The 18,552-nt window shown below is 69.3% G+C and carries 17 protein-coding genes and 1 pseudogene; 6 read left to right on the top strand and 12 right to left on the bottom strand.

The window, feature by feature from the left end; all coding sequences use genetic code 11:
- Positions 1 to 351: 351 nt before the first annotated feature.
- Entirely contained in the window at positions 352 to 1,680 is a 1,329-nt protein-coding gene (locus FKO37_RS29845; protein ID WP_238606634.1) for a recombinase family protein, read from the bottom strand.
- A 129-nt stretch (positions 1,681 to 1,809) separates the two neighbouring features.
- On the opposite strand from FKO37_RS29845, the pseudogene FKO37_RS29850 reads away from it, so the two are divergent.
- Positions 1,810 to 2,133, top strand: a pseudogene (locus FKO37_RS29850) (3-methyladenine DNA glycosylase); the annotation flags it as partial.
- A gap of 89 nt (positions 2,134 to 2,222) precedes the next feature.
- The gene (locus tag FKO37_RS29855) at positions 2,223 to 2,909 is read left to right on the top strand and encodes a substrate-binding domain-containing protein (protein WP_078870511.1); all 687 of its coding nucleotides are present in this window, start codon (positions 2,223 to 2,225) and stop codon (positions 2,907 to 2,909) included.
- Between the two features lie 437 nt (positions 2,910 to 3,346).
- On the opposite strand, the gene FKO37_RS29860 is transcribed toward FKO37_RS29855, so the two are convergent.
- From FKO37_RS29860 to FKO37_RS29895, 8 genes are all read right to left on the bottom strand, one after another.
- A complete protein-coding gene (locus FKO37_RS29860) occupies positions 3,347 to 4,135 on the bottom strand; it encodes an aldo/keto reductase (RefSeq protein WP_037814324.1) in 789 nt (262 codons plus the stop codon).
- Between the two features lie 154 nt (positions 4,136 to 4,289).
- On the bottom strand, positions 4,290 to 4,772 hold the full coding sequence (locus FKO37_RS29865; RefSeq protein ID WP_134733978.1) for a hypothetical protein: 483 nt from the start codon (positions 4,770 to 4,772) through the stop codon (positions 4,290 to 4,292).
- Between the two features lie 17 nt (positions 4,773 to 4,789).
- On the bottom strand, positions 4,790 to 7,213 hold the full coding sequence (locus tag FKO37_RS29870) for an FAD-dependent oxidoreductase (RefSeq protein ID WP_238606635.1): 2,424 nt from the start codon (positions 7,211 to 7,213) through the stop codon (positions 4,790 to 4,792).
- 19 nt (positions 7,214 to 7,232) lie between these two features.
- Positions 7,233 to 8,078 (bottom strand): formyltetrahydrofolate deformylase, encoded by an 846-nt coding sequence (gene purU / locus FKO37_RS29875; protein WP_238606636.1) that lies wholly within the window; start codon positions 8,076 to 8,078, stop codon positions 7,233 to 7,235.
- A complete protein-coding gene (locus FKO37_RS29880) occupies positions 8,075 to 8,626 on the bottom strand; it encodes a sarcosine oxidase subunit gamma (RefSeq protein ID WP_238606637.1) in 552 nt (183 codons plus the stop codon). The genes purU and FKO37_RS29880 overlap by 4 nt, the downstream gene beginning before the upstream one ends.
- Positions 8,616 to 11,381 (bottom strand): 2Fe-2S iron-sulfur cluster-binding protein, encoded by a 2,766-nt coding sequence (locus tag FKO37_RS29885; protein ID WP_238606638.1) that lies wholly within the window; start codon positions 11,379 to 11,381, stop codon positions 8,616 to 8,618. Before FKO37_RS29885 ends, FKO37_RS29880 begins: the two co-directional genes overlap by 11 nt.
- Positions 11,378 to 11,656 (bottom strand): sarcosine oxidase subunit delta, encoded by a 279-nt coding sequence (locus FKO37_RS29890; protein WP_037814329.1) that lies wholly within the window; start codon positions 11,654 to 11,656, stop codon positions 11,378 to 11,380. Before FKO37_RS29890 ends, FKO37_RS29885 begins: the two co-directional genes overlap by 4 nt.
- 8 nt (positions 11,657 to 11,664) lie before the next feature.
- Entirely contained in the window at positions 11,665 to 12,909 is a 1,245-nt protein-coding gene (locus tag FKO37_RS29895) for a sarcosine oxidase subunit beta family protein (protein ID WP_134733982.1), read from the bottom strand.
- Positions 12,910 to 12,980: 71 nt separating this feature from the next.
- Here FKO37_RS29895 and FKO37_RS29900 point away from each other — a divergent pair, with 71 nt between their 5' ends.
- Entirely contained in the window at positions 12,981 to 13,643 is a 663-nt protein-coding gene (locus tag FKO37_RS29900) for a GntR family transcriptional regulator (protein WP_199817716.1), read from the top strand.
- Positions 13,644 to 13,647: 4 nt separating this feature from the next.
- On the opposite strand, the gene FKO37_RS29905 is transcribed toward FKO37_RS29900, so the two are convergent.
- Complete coding sequence (locus tag FKO37_RS29905; RefSeq protein WP_238606639.1) at positions 13,648 to 14,769, bottom strand: aromatic ring-hydroxylating dioxygenase subunit alpha; 1,122 nt, start codon at positions 14,767 to 14,769, stop codon at positions 13,648 to 13,650.
- A gap of 280 nt (positions 14,770 to 15,049) precedes the next feature.
- On the opposite strand from FKO37_RS29905, the gene FKO37_RS29910 reads away from it, so the two are divergent.
- Complete coding sequence (locus FKO37_RS29910) at positions 15,050 to 15,367, top strand: bifunctional 3-phenylpropionate/cinnamic acid dioxygenase ferredoxin subunit (protein ID WP_037814333.1); 318 nt, start codon at positions 15,050 to 15,052, stop codon at positions 15,365 to 15,367.
- Positions 15,364 to 16,521, top strand: coding sequence for an FAD-dependent oxidoreductase (locus tag FKO37_RS29915; protein WP_238606640.1), 1,158 nt, complete (start codon positions 15,364 to 15,366; stop codon positions 16,519 to 16,521). The genes FKO37_RS29910 and FKO37_RS29915 overlap by 4 nt, the downstream gene beginning before the upstream one ends.
- Here the strand turns inward: FKO37_RS29915 and FKO37_RS29920 are convergent, their stop codons facing one another.
- Together FKO37_RS29920 and FKO37_RS29925 are read right to left on the bottom strand one after the other, a co-directional pair.
- Positions 16,522 to 16,956, bottom strand: coding sequence for a L,D-transpeptidase (locus FKO37_RS29920; RefSeq protein WP_037814335.1), 435 nt, complete (start codon positions 16,954 to 16,956; stop codon positions 16,522 to 16,524). It abuts the gene before it with no gap.
- Positions 16,957 to 17,041: 85 nt separating this feature from the next.
- A complete protein-coding gene (locus FKO37_RS29925; protein WP_238606641.1) occupies positions 17,042 to 17,590 on the bottom strand; it encodes an HD family hydrolase in 549 nt (182 codons plus the stop codon).
- A 94-nt stretch (positions 17,591 to 17,684) separates the two neighbouring features.
- Between FKO37_RS29925 and FKO37_RS29930 the strand changes: the two genes are divergently transcribed.
- The gene (locus tag FKO37_RS29930; protein WP_037814338.1) at positions 17,685 to 18,449 is read left to right on the top strand and encodes a crotonase/enoyl-CoA hydratase family protein; all 765 of its coding nucleotides are present in this window, start codon (positions 17,685 to 17,687) and stop codon (positions 18,447 to 18,449) included.
- The last annotated feature ends 103 nt before the right edge of the window (positions 18,450 to 18,552 follow it).

Raw genomic sequence — 18,552 nt, forward strand, 5'->3', positions numbered from 1 at the left:
CAGCGCTTGAGCCCTAGCGTCTTTCTCCTTTCTCCGCTAGGTATTGCTCGTGCTGTGTGCGCCGTCCGCGTTGATCGCCCGTCCGCGTTGCGGCGCATATGAAACGCCCCACCTATCACAGTCCCCCGACATGTGATAGGTGGGGCGTTTTCTTTGTGTCACGCTGTGTGCGACATGTAGTAGGCATGTATGAACGAACTACCAGGAGAGCAGTGGATTGAATACATCACGAGCGCGCTTGAAGATGCGACGTTCGATGAAGCCACTGCCAACGACGTCCGAACGATCCTACGATAAGAGAACACCCCCGATACCTTCCGCTTGGTATCGGGGGTGTTTTGCGTTTCAGGGTCAAAATTCCAACTGTGAAGGATGGAAGCGCTTGCCCTTCCTCCCTGTGGGGTTCAGCCCGACCACACCATAGATGCGCTTGATCACCGATCGCTTCCTGTCCGTGTCGCTGTTCAAAAACTCCTCCGCAGTGTCTACGGGGATCGTCAGCGCGGTCTGTGCTGCGTGCTTCTGAAGCTCTTTGAGCTTGAAGTCGATGTCACGCACTAGCTCTGACATGTCCTTCAACGTGATCACACCATCCTTCTTGGCCTGCACCGTATCCGCCCGTTCCTGTTGCAGCAGCTCAATTTCCTGCTGCGTCGTGTCTTCCTTCACGGGCTCAGCGTTGGGCTTGGGCAAGCGCTTGATGTGCTCGTACGTCAGGCGAATCATGTAGTCATCAACGGCTTTCATGTTCCGCGTGACCTTGCCGCATCCGCCACGGTTCGGGTTACACCAATAGCGGTCTGTCTTGGCGCTCAGAAGGACGCCGCACAGTCCACAGGCCAACACCCCCGTCAAGAGGTACTTCACTTTGGTGTTCCTGCTGAACGGTTCGTTCTCGTCAAGCACCAAACGCAGCTTGCGGTACGTGTCCTCGTCATAGATCTCATCCCATTGCCCGTTTGGGTACTCAACACCTTTGTACGTGCGGATACGGGCGTTCTCGGAGCGCTTGAGAATCAGGCTGATGTCCTGCGTCTTCCACGTGTTCCCCGTGTACTTCAACGTTCCGCGTTCGTTCAGGTCCTTGGCGATGGTGTAGAGCGCGTCTCCTGCAAGCACACGCTTCGCCATCTCACGGATGACCTCCGCTTCTTCCTCCACCACTGACGCGTAGTTCTTCGTGTAGCCATACGGGCGCTTGCCGGTGCCTGGCGGACGGCCCGTGACGGCGACCCACTCCTGATGTTCGGTTGAGTTCTTCTTCACGGAGTCCGCATAGTCCGTGTCGACCAACGCCTTGAGCTTCGTGTGAAGATCGTTCTTGATCTCCCTGCCGGACGCGTCGCGTACCTCCACCTCATGCGCCTTCACCGTGCGGAGGAAGAGCAGCAGTTCAAGATCATCGCGGGATAGGCGCGCTTGCTCGCGCACAACCACCCGCTTGACGGCCCCAGATTCGATGTCAGCGATGAGACGCATGAACCCGGGCCGATACAGCCCCTTGCTGGCTGAGATTCCCTCGTCGACGTACTCAGCCGTGATCACCCATCGCTCAGGCTCACGCGTCTCGCAGTACTGATCACACTTCATGCGCTGGACTTCGATGCTGTCCGCATCCTTGTCGTCCTTCACGACCGACTTGCGGCCATACCACGCACACGGTAACGCTTCTTCACTCACAGTCATCAACCCCTTCACTTGTCGGCGTGGGGGTTGGCTACATGCGCAGCAACCCCATACGTGACGGGTCGTGACTCGCTGTGAAGTAACCTGGTCAAGCACTAAGTAGGTACTTCGGCAATCGAGAGGGATCTTTTCAAGTGGGCTTACAAGCTCGATCCGTTCGTGCCCGCCGAGCTGATCGGCGACTGTTTCGCGCTCGCCGCGGACGTCCGTGAACTGGACATGCGGGCCAGCCCGTACGATCTAGCGGACTACGGCTACCGGCCGGTGCCGATCGAGACCGCCGAAGGGCGGGCCTCCTACGCCCGCGCCCAGGCCGGATTCGCCGAGCGGGCCGCGCCGCTGCGGGCCCGCCTGATCGGCCTCTGCCGCGACCTTCTCGCCGACCCGGCCCAGCCGCCGGATCCCGTGCCGGAGTCGCCCGGCCGTGGAGCTGACAACTCTGCGTAACGGTATTCACCGCAGGTCGCTGGCCTGATAGAGTGATAACGATTCGATTGCATAACTGAGCGTGTTGTGCAGGTCACGAAAGGACAACGATGGGGCGTCACAGCCTGCCCGAGGAGCCGGTGCCGCACCCTCTCGACCCGCCGAAGCGGCCCGCCGGCCGCAGCGAGACGACCGGGTCGCACCGGATCGTCGCCAAGAAGGCGCCTCGCAGGCGGATCGCGAAGTGGCCTCTCGTGGCTGTCGGGCTCGTGGTGCTGGCCACGCTCGGCGTGGTCGGCTGGAACTGGGCCGACAGCGTGCTCAACAACCGCGCCGAGGCGCAGGCCGCGAGCTGCAACGGCGGCCGCACCGACGTCCGGATCGTGGTGACCCCGCAGATCGCCAAGCCGGTCGAGACCGCGGCGGCGCGCTGGAACCAGGACCTCACCCAGGTCCACGGCAGCTGCGTGCACGTGGCCGTGCAGAGCAAGCCCGCCTCCGAGGTGCTGAACGCGCTCACCGGCAAATCCTCGCTCGACACGATCGGCGGACTGCCCGACGGCTGGATCCCCGAATCGTCGTACTGGGTGACCCAGCTCTCGAAGTCCAAGCCGGACGTCATCGGCTCCCCCGCGATGCCGATCGGCTCCGGCCCGCCCGCGGACTACCCGTTCGTCGGCCTGTCCGGGAAGACGATCGACGAGGTCCAGCAGCGCGGCACGCAGAGCTTCCGCGCGTTCCTCAAGGAACCGGCCCAGCTGGCCGACTTCGCGGCGGCGGGCATCCGCGCTTCCTGATTTTCGAACTCGCTGGCACCGCCTCCGCCCTCGCCTGGGCTGGGGCGGTGCGGTGTATGTGGGGCAAGCCTCGAGGACATCGCCAGAACCCGCGCAGCAGCCTGGCACCGCAACGACGGGCATGCACCGCCTGAACCTCGAACGGCAAGCACCGCCTCCTCCCTCGGCTGGGGCGGTGCGGTGTTTCCGGGGCCGCGAGGAAGCCGCCAAAACCCGCACAGCTGGCTGCCGCCGCTGCGACGCGCATGCACCCTGGGCTGAGGCAGTGAGGCGCATCCCGGGCAGGCCTTGGGCTCCCGAAGCCGCAGCGACCGGCATCCGCGCAACTGACTGCCGCTGCGACGCGCACGCACCCTGGGCTGAGGCGGTGCGGCGCGTCCGGGGCAGGCCTTGATTCCCGAAGCCGCGGCGGGCATCCGCGCTTCCCGGCCGGCCGTTCAGGAGTCGAGTTCTGCCAGGGCCAGCAGGTCGTCCTCGGCGAGTTCGAAGTCGAACACGTCCGCGTTCTCCCGGATCCGCGACGGGGTCGCCGACTTCGGGATCGCGATGATGCCCAGCTGCAGGTGCCAGCGCAGCACCAGCTGGGCGGGCGTCTTCCCGTACTTCGCCGCCAGCGCCGTGATCACCCGGTCGTTCAGGTTCCGGCCGCGGGCCAGCGGGCTCCACGCCTCGGTCGCGATGCCGTGCTCGGCGTGGAACGCGCGCAGCGGGGCCTGCTGCTGCCACGGGTGCAGTTCGACCTGGTTGACCACCGGCACGACGTCGGTCTCGTCGAGCAGGCGGCGCAGGTGGTCGACGCCGAAGTTCGACACGCCGATCGCCCGGACACGGCCCTCGTTGAGCAGCAGTTCGAGCGCGCGCCAGGTCTCGACGTAGCGGTCCAGCTCCGGTTTCGGCCAGTGGATCAGGTACAGGTCGACCGGGCCGAGGCCGAGGGCTTCGGCGCTGCGGTCGAACGCGCGCAGGGTGTTGTCGTAGCCGTGGTCGGTGTTCCAGACCTTGGTGGTCACGAAGACGTCCTCGCGCGGCAGCCCGGACTCCCGCACCGCCGCGCCGACCTCGGCTTCGTTGCCGTACATGGCGGCGGTGTCGATGCTGCGGTACCCGGCTTCGAACGCCGTCGCAACAACCTTCGCGACCTGGTCCGGACGGACTTGGTACATGCCGAGTCCGAGCTGCGGGATGACGACCGAATTGTTCAGCGTGAGCAGGGGCGGCACAGCCATGCGGCGATCCTCACTGCGGTGTTCTCGGGGACGGGTCTCCTGGGGAACACCGCAGATCTTGCCACTGTCCGGCCGCCGCCGCTCGCGTCCCCCGCCGCTCGCGTCCCCCGCCGCGGTCCGCCGCCCGACGTCTGTGAAGGGCTCCTTGAGGGAATCAGATTCCTTCGAGGAGTCCTTCACGGACCCGCACCGCCTCCGTGACCCGGGCGGCTCTCTCGGCGATCTCGTCCGGCTCCGCGGCCAGCAGGACGCCGTGCCGGGCTTCGACGGCGACCCGTGCGGTCATCGCGGACGAACGCGCCATTTCCGCCGCCGCGGAGACGTCCGGCAGGGCCGCCGGGTCCACAATGGACAGCAGCCGTTCCGCCACCCGGACCACCTCCACTGCCACCGCGACCACGTCCGCGGCGGGCTGGGCGCGGTCGGGCACGTCGTGCGTGACGGCGTGGGCGTCGATCTCCGCCAGCCGCAACGCGTGCCGGGTCAGCTGGTCCGCTTCGGCGTCGCCGCCGGCGGCCCGGCTGAGCAGGGCCGCCGCTTGCGCGAGGGCGAGGGCCGCGACCGTCGCCCCGGCCGGAGCCGGGATCGCGGGCCGGGCGAGGGTGTTCAGGAAGTCGCTCACGATCTGGTCCCGCATGGCAGGGTCCCTTCCACTCAGCGCCGGATGCGCTCCATCCCGGGGTCGACCAGCGGTTCCGCGGCTACCGTCGCGGCGACTCGCCGTCCGAAATACTCGATTTCCACCTGGTCGCCGATCGCCACCGAGCCGGGCAGCCAGGCGTACGCGATGGGACGGCCGATCGTGTAGCCGTAAGCCGCGCTCGTGACGTAACCCGCGGCGGCGCCGTCCACGAACACCGGTTCCTTGCCCAGCACGACGGTCCGGCCGTCGTCCACGGTGAGGCAGCGCAGCCGCCGCGCCGAGGTTTCCTCGCTGCGGCCGTCGATGGCGGCCCGCCCGGCGAACTCGCCCTTCGCCGGGCGCACCGCGAACCCGACCCCGGCCTCGTACGGGTCGTGCTCGGTGGTCATGTCGGTGCCCCACAGCCGGTAGCCCTTCTCCAGCCGGAGGCTGTTGAACGCGCCGCGCCCGGCCGCGATGACGCCCAACCCTTGCCCGGCCTGCCACAGCGCGTCCCACAGGCGCTGGCCGTTGTCCGCGGAGGTGTAGATCTCCCAGCCGAGTTCGCCCACATAGGACAGTCGCAGGATCGTCACCGGCACCCCGGCGATCCGGGCCCGGCGGCCGCGGAAGTACTTGAGCCCGGTGTGCGAAAGGTCTTCCGCCGACAGCGGTTGCACCAGGTCGCGGGCGAGCGGACCCCATACGCCGATGCAGCAGGTGCCGCCGGTGGTGTCGACGACCCGGACGCCTTCCGGGGCGCGGCTGCGCAGGTACGCGACGTCGATGTTGCCGTTGATGCCGACCTGGAACAGCTCCGGTTCCAGCCGTGCCACGGTGATGTCGCTGCGCACGCCGCCCGCGTCGTCCAGCATCAGCGTGTACGTCACCGAGCCGACCGATTTCGCCAGCTGGTTCGTCGTGAGCCCCTGCAGGAACTCCAGCGAACCGGGCCCGCTCACCTCGACGCGCTTGAGCGGCGTCATGTCGTACATCGCGACGCGGTTTCGGGTGTGCCAGGCCTCGGCCGCCACGATCGGCGAGTGGAACTGCCCGGCCCAGGCGTCACGAGCGGGCGGGAGGAAGTCGTGCGGCAGGTCTTTCAGCAGCGACGCGTTGGCCTCGAACCAGTGCGGCCGTTCCCAGCCGCCCGCCTCCAGGAACACCGCGCCCAGCTCGCGCTGCCGGGCGTGGAACGGGCTGACCCGCAGGTCGCGCGGGGAAAGCCGGGGCTGCAGCGGGTGCAGCACGTCGTAGATCTCCACGAAGTTCTGCTGCGCGGTCTCGCGGATGTACTCCGGGGCCAGCTGGACGTCCTCGAACCGGTGCACGTCCAGTTCGTGCAGATCGGTTTCGGAGCGGCCGTCCACAATAGACTCCGCGACCGCCTTCGCGATGCCCGCGGAATGCGTGACCCAGATGGCCTCGGCGATCCAGAATCCGCGCACGTCGCTCGATTCGCCCACGAGCGAACCGCCGTCCGGGGTGAAGGAGAAGATGCCGTTGAAGCCCTCCTCCGCCTTGGTCCGGCCGAGCGCGGGCAGCAGGAGCTTGCTTTCCTCCCACGACGGCGCGAAATCGTCCTCGGTGAACGGCAGCATCGAGGGCATCGCGGACGCGGTGACCTCGCCGGGTTCGGCGAACTTGTCCACCGGCATCGGGCGGTGCGCGTACGAGCCGATGCCGAGCCGGTCGCCGTGCTGGCGGAAGTACAGGTCCTGGTCCTGGTGCCGCAGGATCGGCAGCGCCGGGTGCACCGGGTCGGCCCCGGCGAGTTCGGCGAGCTGGCCCGTTTTCGCGTACTGGTGCGCGAGCGGCAGCAGCGGCACGGTCATGCCGGCCATCTCGCCGATCTCCCGGCCCCAGAATCCGGCGCAGGACACCACGATGTCGGCCGGGACCACGTCGTCGCCCGTCTTGACGCCGGTGACGTGCCCGTGCGCCTGCTCGATGCCGGTCACGCGGGTCGAGCCGACGAACCGGGCGCCGCGCGCGGAAGCGCGCTTGATCAGCTCGTCCACCGCGCGCGAGGCGACGGCGAGCCCGTCGGTCGGGACGTACAACGCGCCGTAGATCCGGTTCTGGTCGAGCATCGGCCAGCGGCGCACGCATTCGTCCGGGTCGATCAGCCGCGCCTCGACGCCCCACGACGTCGCCCAGCCGTGCTTGCGTTTCAGGTCCTCCCAGCGCGCGGCGGTGCTGGCCACCTCCATGCCGCCGACCTGCTCGAAACAGCCGAGGTCGAGCAGTTTCGCGACGGTGTAGCCGGCGAATTCCGTCATCGCCTTGGACGGGTTGGTCTGGAACACCAGCCCGGGCGCGTGCGACGTCGAACCGCCGGTCAGCGGCAGCGGGCCCTGGTCGAGCACGGTGACGTCGGTCCAGCCGCGCAGGGTCAGCTCGTCGGCGAGGTTCGCGCCCACGATTCCGGCGCCGATGATCACGACACGGGTCATGAGAACTCCCTGGGATAGGTCAGCGGAAGACGACGGTCCGGTTGCCGTTGAGGAGAACGCGCCGCTCGCAGTGCCAGCGCACCGCGCGGGAAAGCGCGAGGGCTTCGGCGTCGCGGCCGACGGTCGCGAGCGCGCGCGGCGAGTGCGAATGGTCGACCCGCTGCACCTCTTGTTCGATGATCGGGCCCTCGTCGAGTTCGGGGGTCACGTAGTGCGCGGTCGCGCCGACGTACTTGACGCCCCGGTCGTAGGCCTGCGCGTACGGTTTCGCGCCCTTGAACCCGGGCAGGAACGAGTGGTGGATGTTGATCGCGCGGCCCTGCAGCTTCTGGCACAGCTCGTCGGAGAGGACCTGCATGTACCGGGCCAGCACGACGAGGTCGATGTCGTGGTCCCGCACCAGGTCGAGGAGGCGCTGTTCGGCCTCCGGCTTGGTCGCCGGGGTGACCGGGATGTGCACGAACGGCAGTCCGGCGGCCTCGGCCATCGGGCGCAGGTCCTCGTGATTGGACGCGACGAGCGCGATTTCCGCGACGAGCGCGCCCGCGCGCCAGCGGAAGAGGAGGTCGTTGAGGCAGTGCCCGGCCTTCGACACCATCACCAGCAGCCGGTCCGGGGTGCGGTCGGAGAACCGGTACCGCATGGCGTAGTCGCGGGCGACGACGTCGAACTCGCGGGTGAGATCGTCCACAGTGGCCGGTCCGGCGCAGGCGAATTCGGTGCGCAGGAACAGTTCCCCGTGCACGTCGTCGTCGAACTGCTGGTGCTCGACGATGTCGCAGCCGTTGCTCACGAGGAACGTCGTCACGGCGTGCACGATCCCGGAGCGCTCGGGGCAGTGCAGGGTCAAGGTGAACTGGGTCAAGACTCCTCCTCTCGGTATTCCAGCGCCGCGTCGGCGAGCCAGGCGGCGAAATAGGGGGCGAACGACTGGCGCACGAGCACGGTGAACTCGCCCGCTTCCCGCACCAGCAGGACGATTCCGGTGCGGGCGTACAGCGTCTGGACGCAGGTGCCCGGCGGCGCGGCCTTCGGGTGGAGGTCGACGGCGCAGCCGTGCGCCAGGACGCCGCGGGCCGCCGGTCCGGCCAGCCGCACCGTGGTGCGCTGCGCGGACACGTCGGTCACCGCGCCGACGGCGATCGCTTCCCGCAATGCTTGTTCGGTGCCTTCGGGCGCGCCGAGCACGAGGTACTCGTCCGGGCCGAGCCACAGGACGTCGCCGATGCCGCTGGTGAACCGGCAGACGTCCGGCAGCGCGGTGCCTAGCACGGCCGCCGCGGCGTCGTGGCCTTCCCGGATGCGGACGTTGAGCTGCGAGACGAACGGGCGTTCCTCGGCGAGCACGGCCGGCGCGCAGCCGGCGAGCAGGCTCGCGTGCTCCGCGAGCGGAGACAGGGTCTTAGCCGTCACGACGGGTCCCCTCCTTGTCGTAGAGCACGGATTCGGTCACCGTCACCGGCACCACCTCGTCGCCGACCGGGACGTACAGGGTCTCCCCGATCCGTTCCCGGCCGGAGCGGACGAGGGCGAGCGCGAAGGTGCGGCCCAGCGCGGCGCTCGGGTAGCTGGAGGTGACGTGGCCGAGCATGCGGACCGGCGGCTTCGGGACGTGCGCGGTCTCGATGATCTGCGCGCCCTCCGGCAGCAGCACCGTCGGATCGGCCGGCAGCAGGCCGACGAACTGCTTGCGGTCCGGACGCAGGTTTTCCGCCCGGGAGAAGGACCGTTTGCCGAGGAAGTCGGCCTTCTTCTTGGACACCGCCCAGCTCATGCCGAGGTCCTGCGGGGTGACCGTGCCGTCGGTGTCCTGGCCGATGATCGGGTAGCCCTTCTCCGCGCGCAGGACGTGCATGGTTTCGGTGCCGTACGGCGTGATTCCTTGCGCCGCCAGCGCTTCCCAGAGCGCGAGGCCGTACCAAGAGGGCACGTTGATCTCGTACGCGAGCTCGCCGGAGAAGCTGATCCGGCACACCCGCGCGGCGATCCCGGCCACCTCGGCGTCGCGCCAGGCCATGAAGCCGAAGGCGTCGTTGCTGACGTCCAGCTCCGGTGCGAGGCGTGCCAGGATCTCGCGCGAACGCGGGCCGACGAGCGCGACGGTGGCCCAGTGCTCGGTGACCGAGGTGGCGAACACGCGCAGGTGCGGCCACTCGGTTTGCAGCCACTCCTCCATCCAGTCCAGCACCATCGCGGCGTTGCCGGTGGTCGTGGTGACGAGGAAACGGTCCTCGGCCACGCGGATGACGGTGCCGTCGTCGATCACCATCCCGTCGACGCCGCACATCACGCCGTACCGGATCCGGCCGACCTTGAGCGTGCTCATCAGGTTCGTGTAGAGCATGTCGAGGAACTCGGCGGCATCCGGGCCTTGCACGTCGATCTTGCCGAGGGTGGAACCGTCCATCATGGCCACGTCGGTGCGGGCGGCAAGGCATTCGCGCCGGACCGCGGCATCCAAGTCCTCCCCCGGCTGCGGGTAGTACCACGGGCGCTTCCACTGGCCGACGTTCTCGAATTCCGCGCCGTGCTCGACGTGCCACGAATGCAGCGCGGTGACGCGGACGGGGTCGTGCAGCTCGCCGCGGTTCCGCCCGGCCAGCGCCGCGAAGGCGACGGGCGTGTACGGCGGGCGGTAGGTGGTCGGGCGGCGGTCCGCGAGGTCGACGCCGAGGGCTTCGGCGGTGATCCCGGCGGCGAGCATGCCGGAGGTTTTGCCCTGGTCGTGCGCCGTGCCGATGGTCGTGTAGCGCTTGACGTGCTCCAGCGAGGTGAGGCCCGCGCCGGTCGCGCGGAGCACGTCGGAGACCGTGGCGTCGCGCTGGAGGTCCACGAAGCGGGTGTCCACTTCGGACTCCGCGCCGGGGATCTGCCATTCGACGGCGGGGGCCAGCTCGCGGGGACGCGCGTCCGAGACCGGGAGCGGGTTCTCCTCCGGTGCCCCGGCGACAGCCTCCCGGCCTTCTCGCACGCACCCGGCGAAGTCGAAGGTTCCGTTGGCGCTGCCTGCCACGCGCGCGGTCGGGAGGTCGCCGTCCGGGAGATACGCGCCGAGCGCGGGTTCGTAGCGCAGGGGGCCGCGCTGCTGGCTGAACAGGTGGACCGCCGGGGTCCAGCCGCCCGAGACCAGGAGCGTGTCGCACGGGACCAGTTCCTCGGCTACGCGCACGCCGGTGACGCGTTCGGTCCCTTCCGTCCCGGTCACCGCGGCCCCGGCCCGGACTTCGATCCCCCGTTCCGCGCAGGCGGCGGCCCAGTTTTCCGGGGCGGCCGGGCGGACGTCGACCACCAGCGGGATTTCCACGCCAGCGTCGGCGAGGTCGATCGCGGCGGCGTAGGCGGAATCGTCCATGGTGAACACGACGGCGCGGCGGCCGGGGACGACGCCGTACCGGTGCAGGTACGTCCGTGCGGAGTTGGCGAGGAGGATGCCGGGGCGGTCGTTGTCCGGGAACACGATCGGGCGTTCGTGCGCGCCGGTCGCCAGGACGGTCTGCTGCGCGCGGATCCGCCAGACGCGCTGCCGGGCCGCGCCGGACGTCCGGTGCTGCACAGCCAGGACGAAACCGTCGTCGTACGCACCGAAGGCGGTGGTCCGGTCGAGTACTTCGACGTCCGAGGTCGCACGGAGCTCGTCCGCGATCGCGCGGGCCCACTCGATCGCGGGCTTGAGGTCGAGGTACTCATTCGAGCCGAGCAGCGAACCGCCGGGTTCGGGCTGGTCGTCCACCAGCACGACCCGCGCTCCGGCCCGTGCCGCCGTGCGGGCCGCGACGAGCCCGGCCGGACCGGCGCCGACCACGAGCACGTCGCAGTGCAGGTGCTTCGCGTCGTACCTCGCGGGGTCCGGTTCGGTCGCCAGCCGGCCCTGGCCGGAGAGGCTGCGCGCGACCAGGCCGTCGTACAGCTCGACGGTGGTCGCGGTCTGCATCGGTTCGGGGAACGGCTTTTCCAGCTGCACCACCGCGTTCGGCTCTTCGACCCCGGCCGCCATGATGCCGCGCGGACGGCCGAGCTTGACGCTCCGCGCGACCTGGTGCACGCCGTTGGCGAGCAGCGCGGACGCGAGCGTGTCGCCGGGGTGCCCGGTGAGGACGCGGCCGTCGAAGGTGAACTGGAGCAGGGTGTCGCGGTCGACGTGGCCGCCGCTGGGGAGGCGGAAGGTCATGGGATCACCGGCCGGGGTTCGTCGAGGCGGTAGACCGCCGCGAGTTCGTGGGTGCGGGTGTCGCGGACGGCGTTGAACCAGCGGCGGCAGCCCGCGCTGTGCGTCCAGCGCTCGGCGAGCGGGCCGCTCGGGTTGGCGCGGAAGAAGACGTACTTCGCCCACTCCTCGTCCGACAGCGCCGCCGGTTCCTGCGGGTACGCGACGTGGGCTTGGCCGCCGTAGTGGAATTCGGTCTCCTCGCGGGGACCGCACCAGGGGCAGGGAATCAGCTGCACAGTGGCTCCTAATGCGCGACGGCGGCGGCGCCGTGCTCGTCGACGAGCGCGCCGGTGGTGAACCGGTCGAGGGCGAACGGTTCGGCGTACGGATGCGGTTTGCCCTTCGCGACGGTGTGCGCGAAGCAGTCGCCGACGCCCGGCGTGGCCTTGAACCCGCCGGTCCCCCAGCCGCAGTTGAGGTACAGGTTCTCCACCGGGGTCAGCCCGACGATCGGCGACGCGTCCGGGGTCACGTCGACGATGCCCGCCCAGGTCCGCAGCAGGTGCGCCCGCGCGAACACCGGGAACAGCTCCAGCGCGGCGGCCATCTGGTCCTCGATGATGTGGAACGCGCCGCGCTGGCCGTAGCCGGCGTAGGAGTCGATGCCCGCGCCCATCACGAGTTCGCCCTTGTGCGCCTGGGAAACGTAGACGTGCACGGCATTCGACATCACCACCGTCGGGTGCACCGGTTCGAGCAGTTCCGACACGAGCGCCTGCAGCGGATGCGACACCAGCGGCAGGTCGATCCCGGCCATCCGCGCCAGCACCGAACTGTGCCCGGCCGCGCACAGCGCGACCTTCCCGGCGGCGATCCGGCCCCGGCTCGTCTCGACCGCGACGACCTTGCCGTCCCGCGTGTCGATGCCGGTGACCTCGCAGTTCTGGATCAGGTCGACGCCCATCGCGGCCGCCGCGCGGGCGAAACCCCAAGCCACGTAATCGTGTTTGGCGATCCCGGCGCGCGGCTGGTAGGTCGCGCCGAGCACCGGGTACCGGACGTCCGGCGAGGTGTTGACGATCGGGCAGAGTTCCTTGACCCCGTCCGCGTCGACCCATTCCGCGTCGATCCCGTTGAGCCGGTTGGCGTTCACCCGGCGCACGCTGTCGCGGACGTCCTGCAGGCTGTGCGCGAGGTTCAGCACGCCGCGCTGGCTGAACAGGATCGGGTAGCCGAGGTCTTCCTCGAGGCCCTCCCACAGCTTGAGCGAGTGCTCGTAGATGCCGGAGCTTTCGTCCCACAGGTAGTTGGAGCGGATGATCGTCGTGTTGCGGGCCATGTTCCCGCCGGCGAGCCAGCCCTTCTCCAGCACGGCGACGTTCGTGATGCCGTGCACCTTGGCGAGGTAGTAGGCGGTGGCGAGGCCGTGCCCGCCGCCGCCCACCACGACGACGTCGTACGCGCGCCGCGGCTCCGGGTCCCGCCAGAGGAAATCCGGATGGTCCGGGAGGTCCGCGCCCGGCGGCCGGGGCTGGTCCGTCGTGGTCATTCCGGCTGGCCTCCTGTATCGGACGACTGGTCGACTACTGATATATCAATCTTCGCTGTAGAGTAAGCCGGGTGAGCACCCCGGTCAACCACGTCATCCCGGCCGCCGCACCGTCGCTGGCCGAACGCGCCTACGAGTTCCTGCGCGACCGCCTCGTCATGCTCGACATCAAGCCGGGCGACCCGATCAACGAGGAGTGGGCGGGCAGCGTCCTCGACATGGGCCGCACGCCGATCCGCGAAGCGCTGAAGCGCCTCGAAACCGAACGGCTCGTGGTCGCGTACCCGCGTCGCGGCACGTTCGCCACGGACGTCAACATCTCCGACCTCGCCCACATCTCCGAGGTCCGGCGCACCCTCGAACCGACCGCCGCGGCGTCCGCCGCCACGCGCGCGACCGACGAGGACCGCGCCGATCTGGTCCGGCTGCGCGACCAGCTGGATTCGGCCACACCGAGGGAAAACGCCGAACTCCTGCGCACCGATCTCGAACTCCACCGCGCGATCTACCGCTGCGTGCACAATCCGTTCTTCGAAGACACGCTCGTTCATTACGACAACCTCGCGACCCGGATCTGGTGCGTGTTCCTCCCCCGGCTGCGCGGCATGGCCGGGCACGTGGACGAGCACTCGCCGCTGCTGACGGCGATCGCCGAGGGGAACGCGAAGAAGGCTTCGGCGCTGACGCTCGAGCACGTGACCGGTTTCGAGAAGGCGATCCGGGCGCTGATCTAGCGTCCTAGTCGCCGACCTGGGCGCGCACCCAGGCATGGAACTCTCCGATGTGGTGTTCGCTCGGCACCAGCACGCCGCCGCGGGCGTAGGCGCGCGAGCCCATCGCCTGCTGGCACCGTTCGCACGCCTCGAAATCCTGCTGGTTCACGCGGTGGAACAGCTCCACCGAACGGTCGAGGTCCGCGCCCGACTCCACGACCTCCGGCAGGTACAGCCAGTCGCAGCGGACGAGCGTGCGGTCCGGGGCGAGCGGGAACATCCGGTGCACGATCACGTGGTCCGGCACCAGGTTCACGAACACCTGCGGGCGGATCGTGATCGCGTAGTACCGGCGGTCCTGGTGCTCGCCGACGCCCGGGAGGCGCTGCAGACCGTCGCCTCCGTCCACAGTGAACCCGGTGACGTCCGAGCCGAATTCCGCGCCGTGGCCGACGAAATACTGCGCGGCGTACCCGTCGGCGAACTCCGGGAGCACCTCGGTGAGTTCCGGATGGATCGTCGCGCAGTGGTAGCACTCCATGAAATTCTCGATGATCTGCTTCCAGTTCGCGCGCACGTCGTACTCGATGCGCCGGCCCAGCGCCAGATTCTCGATCCCGTACGCCTCGATCTCGCCCGGACCGCCGAGCCGCGCGCTCACGTCCGCCTGCACAGTGTCCGCAAAGGACGGTGCTTCTTCGGCGAGGCAAACCCAGGCGTAGCCGAGCCATTCGCGCAGATGCACCGCCGTCAGGCCGTATTCGACGCGGTCGACGTCCGGCATCCCGGTCAGATTCGGGGCGGCGACAAGCTTTCCGTCGAGACCGTAGGTCCAGGCGTGGTACATGCACTGGAAAGCGCGCTTCACCGAACCCTTCTCGTCGGTGCACAGTCGCGCGCCGCGGTGGCGGCACACGTTCAGGAACGCGCGCAACGCCCCGTCGCGGCCGCGCGCGATCAACACGCTTTCGCGACCGACCTGCACGGTCTCGAACGAGCCGGGCGACGGCAGGTCGGCACTGCGCACCGCGCAGAACCACCCCGCTTCGAAGATCCGCTCCTGCTCCCGGGCGAAGATCGCCGGGTCGGTGTAGTGCGGCCCGGGAAGGGTCGGCAGCAGGCTCTGCGGGAGGTCGACAGCGGTCACCGGCAGGGCTCCTCTCACACACGATCGAAGTTGCGTATTACGCGTCTTGTTGCCCTCTCCGGAACAAGATGAGGCTCAGCGGGGGCGCTGTCAAGCACCCGCGGCGGTGCCGCACCCGTTCGCGGGAACCGCCCTCGACCAGGGCTTTCATCCGGAACTGCGCTCCGAAAAACTCCACCCCGGAACCTCTTGACGGCGCCCCTCCGGCACGCCCAGACTCTGTTGCGTATCACGTCGGGTGTTCCTCAATACGCAACAATCACTGGCTTCGGAGGAATCAATGCTGCGCGCGTGCACTGTGGACGAGCTGCCCCCGGGCGAGTCCGTCCGGATCGCGGGGCCCGAGCCCATCGCCGTCTTCAACGCCGACGGAGAGCTGTACGCGATCGGGGACACCTGCACCCACCAGGACGCGTCACTGGCCGACGGCTGGCTCGAAGGATGCTTCGTGGAGTGCCCGCTGCACGCGGCGCTGTTCGACCTGCGCACCGGGATGCCGTCCTGCCTGCCCGCCAAGCAGCCGGTGCGCACGTACCAGGTGCACGTCGACGAGGGCGTGATCTACGTGCTCGCCGACGCCGCCGAGGACGCCGCGTGAAAACGGTCGCGATCGTCGGCGCCTCGCTCGCCGGCGCCCGTGCCGCGCAGGAGCTGCGCGCCCAGGGGTTCGACGGCCGGGTGGTGCTCGTCGGCGAAGAGCCGCATCTCCCCTACGACCGGCCGCCGCTGTCGAAGGCGTTCCTGGCCGGGTCCGCGTCGCGCGAGTCGCTGGACCTGCTCGACGCCGACGATCTGGCTTCGCTGGACGTCCGGCTCGGCACCCGGGCGGAACGGCTCGACCCGGCGACCGGCCGCCTCGTGCTGTCGGACGGGGAGCTGGAAGCGGACGGCGTGGTCCTGGCGACCGGTGGCCGTGCGCGCGCCTTGCCGGGGACGGAATCCGTTGCCGGAGTTCATGTTCTGCGCACCTTGGACGACGCGCTCGCCCTGCGCGACGAGCTGGTTCCCGGTGCGCGCGTGGTGATCGTGGGCGGCGGGTTCATCGGGGCCGAAGTGGCGTCGACGGCCAACAGCCTGGGCTTGGAGGTCACCGTGCTGGAGGCGCTGCCGACGCCGATGGCCCGCGTGCTGGGTCGGGAACTCGGCTCGATCTGCGCGCGCCTGCACGACCGGAACGGCGTCACTCTGCGCTGTGGCACCTCGGTGGCCGGACTTTCCACGCTCTCCGGCCGGGTCACCGGGGTACAGCTGGAAACCGGCGAGAATCTGCCCGCTGACGTGGTCGTCGCCGGGATCGGGATGGTGCCGGCGGTCGAGTGGCTCGACGGCTCCGGGCTGGCGGTGAGCAACGGCGTCCGCACCAATGCCGGTCTGGTCACTTCGCTGCCGAACGTGGTCGCGGCGGGCGACGTCGCGTCGTACGGGCCGGCGGGTACGCGGCACGAGCACTGGACAAACGCGACCGAACAGGCTTCGGTCGCGGTCGCCAATCTGCTGGCCGGGCAAGTGGTCCGGGAGTACGAGCCGAGCGGCTACGTCTGGTCCGATCAGTACGCCGGGACCATCCAGCTCGCCGGACATCCCGCGCCGGAGGACGAGGTGCGCTTCGCCGACGGCAGTCCGGACGACGAGTCCTTCCTGGCTACCTATCACCGCGACGGGCAGACCGTGGCGGTGTTCGGCCTCAACAATCCGAGGGGGTTCGGCCGCCTGCGCCGGCAAGCGCTGCGGCGGCCGATGCCCGTCGGGTGACTACCGCACGACCTGCACCACGTCGCCCGGCTGCAGCGCATTGAAGAACGCCACCGCGTCGGCGTGCGAGAGGTGGACGCAGCCGTGCGACTGGACCTTCAGGCTGCCCTGGTGGAACGCGACCCCGGTGTTGGTGAAGAAGACCGAGTACGGCATCGGACCGTGGAACTGCTTGCTGTAGTGGTCGATGTCCTTGTACTGCACGCGGAACGTGCCGACCGGGGTCGGGTACTTGGGCTTGCCGACGGTGACCGGCACGCCGCCGCGGGTGACCTTGCCGTTGTCCATCAGCCACGCCGTGTTCGCCGAGAGCTTCAGGCACGCCTTCGCCTGGGGGCCGCACGGCGGGCCCGCCGCCTCCGCGGTCGCGGAGAATCCGATCGTTGCCGCCATCGCCGCGATACTGGCCAGTGTTGCCGTGAGTTTCCGGTTCATCCTGTGCCTCCCCGAGATGGTCGTACTTTGGATCTTTCCCAGAGAGGTCAGTCTTAAACCAAAAGTGCGCCCATGTGGGTGAGGTCTAACGGGAGCGCCACGACAGCGGCGACGTCGCCAAGGCTGCTTCGGCGACGCGCCGGGCGGTTTCGGTGAAGAGCCCTGCCTGCGCCGACGCGAGCCATTCGTCCACTGTGGAGACTCCGGTCGCGCGGTATTCGAGGGCCTGGAAAAGCATCTCGAGTTTGTCGGCGTCCTTCGCGCATCGCGCTTCGGGCGACTCGCGCGTTTCGTACTCGTCTACCGCCGACTGCACGGTTTCCGCCGACGCACGCGGGAGGCTCGCGGTCTGGTCAGCCGTGATCGCCCTCGGTTCCGGCTTCGTCAGGTACGGCGCGGCGGTGTGCGGCAGGTCGCCGGTGCGGGTCTCCTGGGTGTCGTGCCACAGCGCGAGAAACGCCGCGCGCTCGGGGTTCGCGCCTTCCTCGGCGGCGAGCAGCGCGGCCAGCTGCGCCGCGCGGAGGCTGTGCTCGGCCACCGACTCGGGGTCGCGAACGCCCGCCTGCCACCAGCCCGCGCGGCGGACCCGCTTGAGCACCCCCAGCTCGAACCCGAACACGGCCAGGCCGTCCATTTCGCACTCCCCTTCCCGTGCCGACACCAGTGCCGGAGCCTACGGGGCGTGGCATGCTGCCCGGACAGCCGCTTCTTCCCCCAGGAGGCCCCGCGTGAGCACTGTGCTGGTCGAGCACGACGGTCCGGTCACCACCATCGGCATCAACCGGCCGGAGCGGCGCAACGCCGTCGACCGCGCCACCGCCGAGGCGCTGGCCGACGCCTTCCGGGAATTCGACGCCTCGGACGCCTCGGTCGCGGTGCTGTACGGCGTCGGCGGGACTTTCTGCGCGGGCGCGGACCTCAAGGCGGTCAGCGAAGGGCACGGCAACCGCACCGAGCCGGACGGCGACGGCCCGATGGGACCGACGCGCCTGCGGCTGCGCAAGCCGGTGCTCGCGGCGGTGTCCGGCCATGCCGTCGCGGGCGGGCTGGAGCTGGCGATCTGGGCCGACCTCCGGATCGTCGAAGAAACGGCGGTGTTCGGCGTGTTCTGCCGCCGCTGGGGAGTCCCGCTGATCGACGGCGGCACGGTGCGGCTGCCGCGGCTGATCGGCCGGAGCCACGCGCTCGACCTGGTGCTCACCGGCCGCCCGGTCGACGCGGCGGAAGCGCACCGGATCGGTTTGGCGAACCGCGTCGTGCCTGCCGGGCAGTCCCTGCCCGCCGCGATCGCCCTCGCGCGGGACATCGCCGCGTTTCCGCAGACCTGCTTGCGCGAGGACCGGGCGGCATTGCTGGAAAGCGAGTCCTTGAGCGAGGAATCCGCACTGGAGAACGAATTCCGGCACGGGATTCGGTCCTTGGAATCGGACACGCTCGCGGGTGCTACCCGGTTCGCCGCGGGCGCGGGCAGGCACGGGTCGTTCGAGAAGTAGTCGCGTCCGATTACCGTTGCATCGCAAGGTGCATACCCGCGTCGGTTCTTCCTTCGTCCTCGCCTCCGCGCTCGCGCACAGCCGGTACACGTGACGCCATCGA

The organism is Amycolatopsis sp. Poz14, assembly GCF_006704225.1.
Taxonomy (GTDB): domain Bacteria; phylum Actinomycetota; class Actinomycetes; order Mycobacteriales; family Pseudonocardiaceae; genus Amycolatopsis; species Amycolatopsis nivea.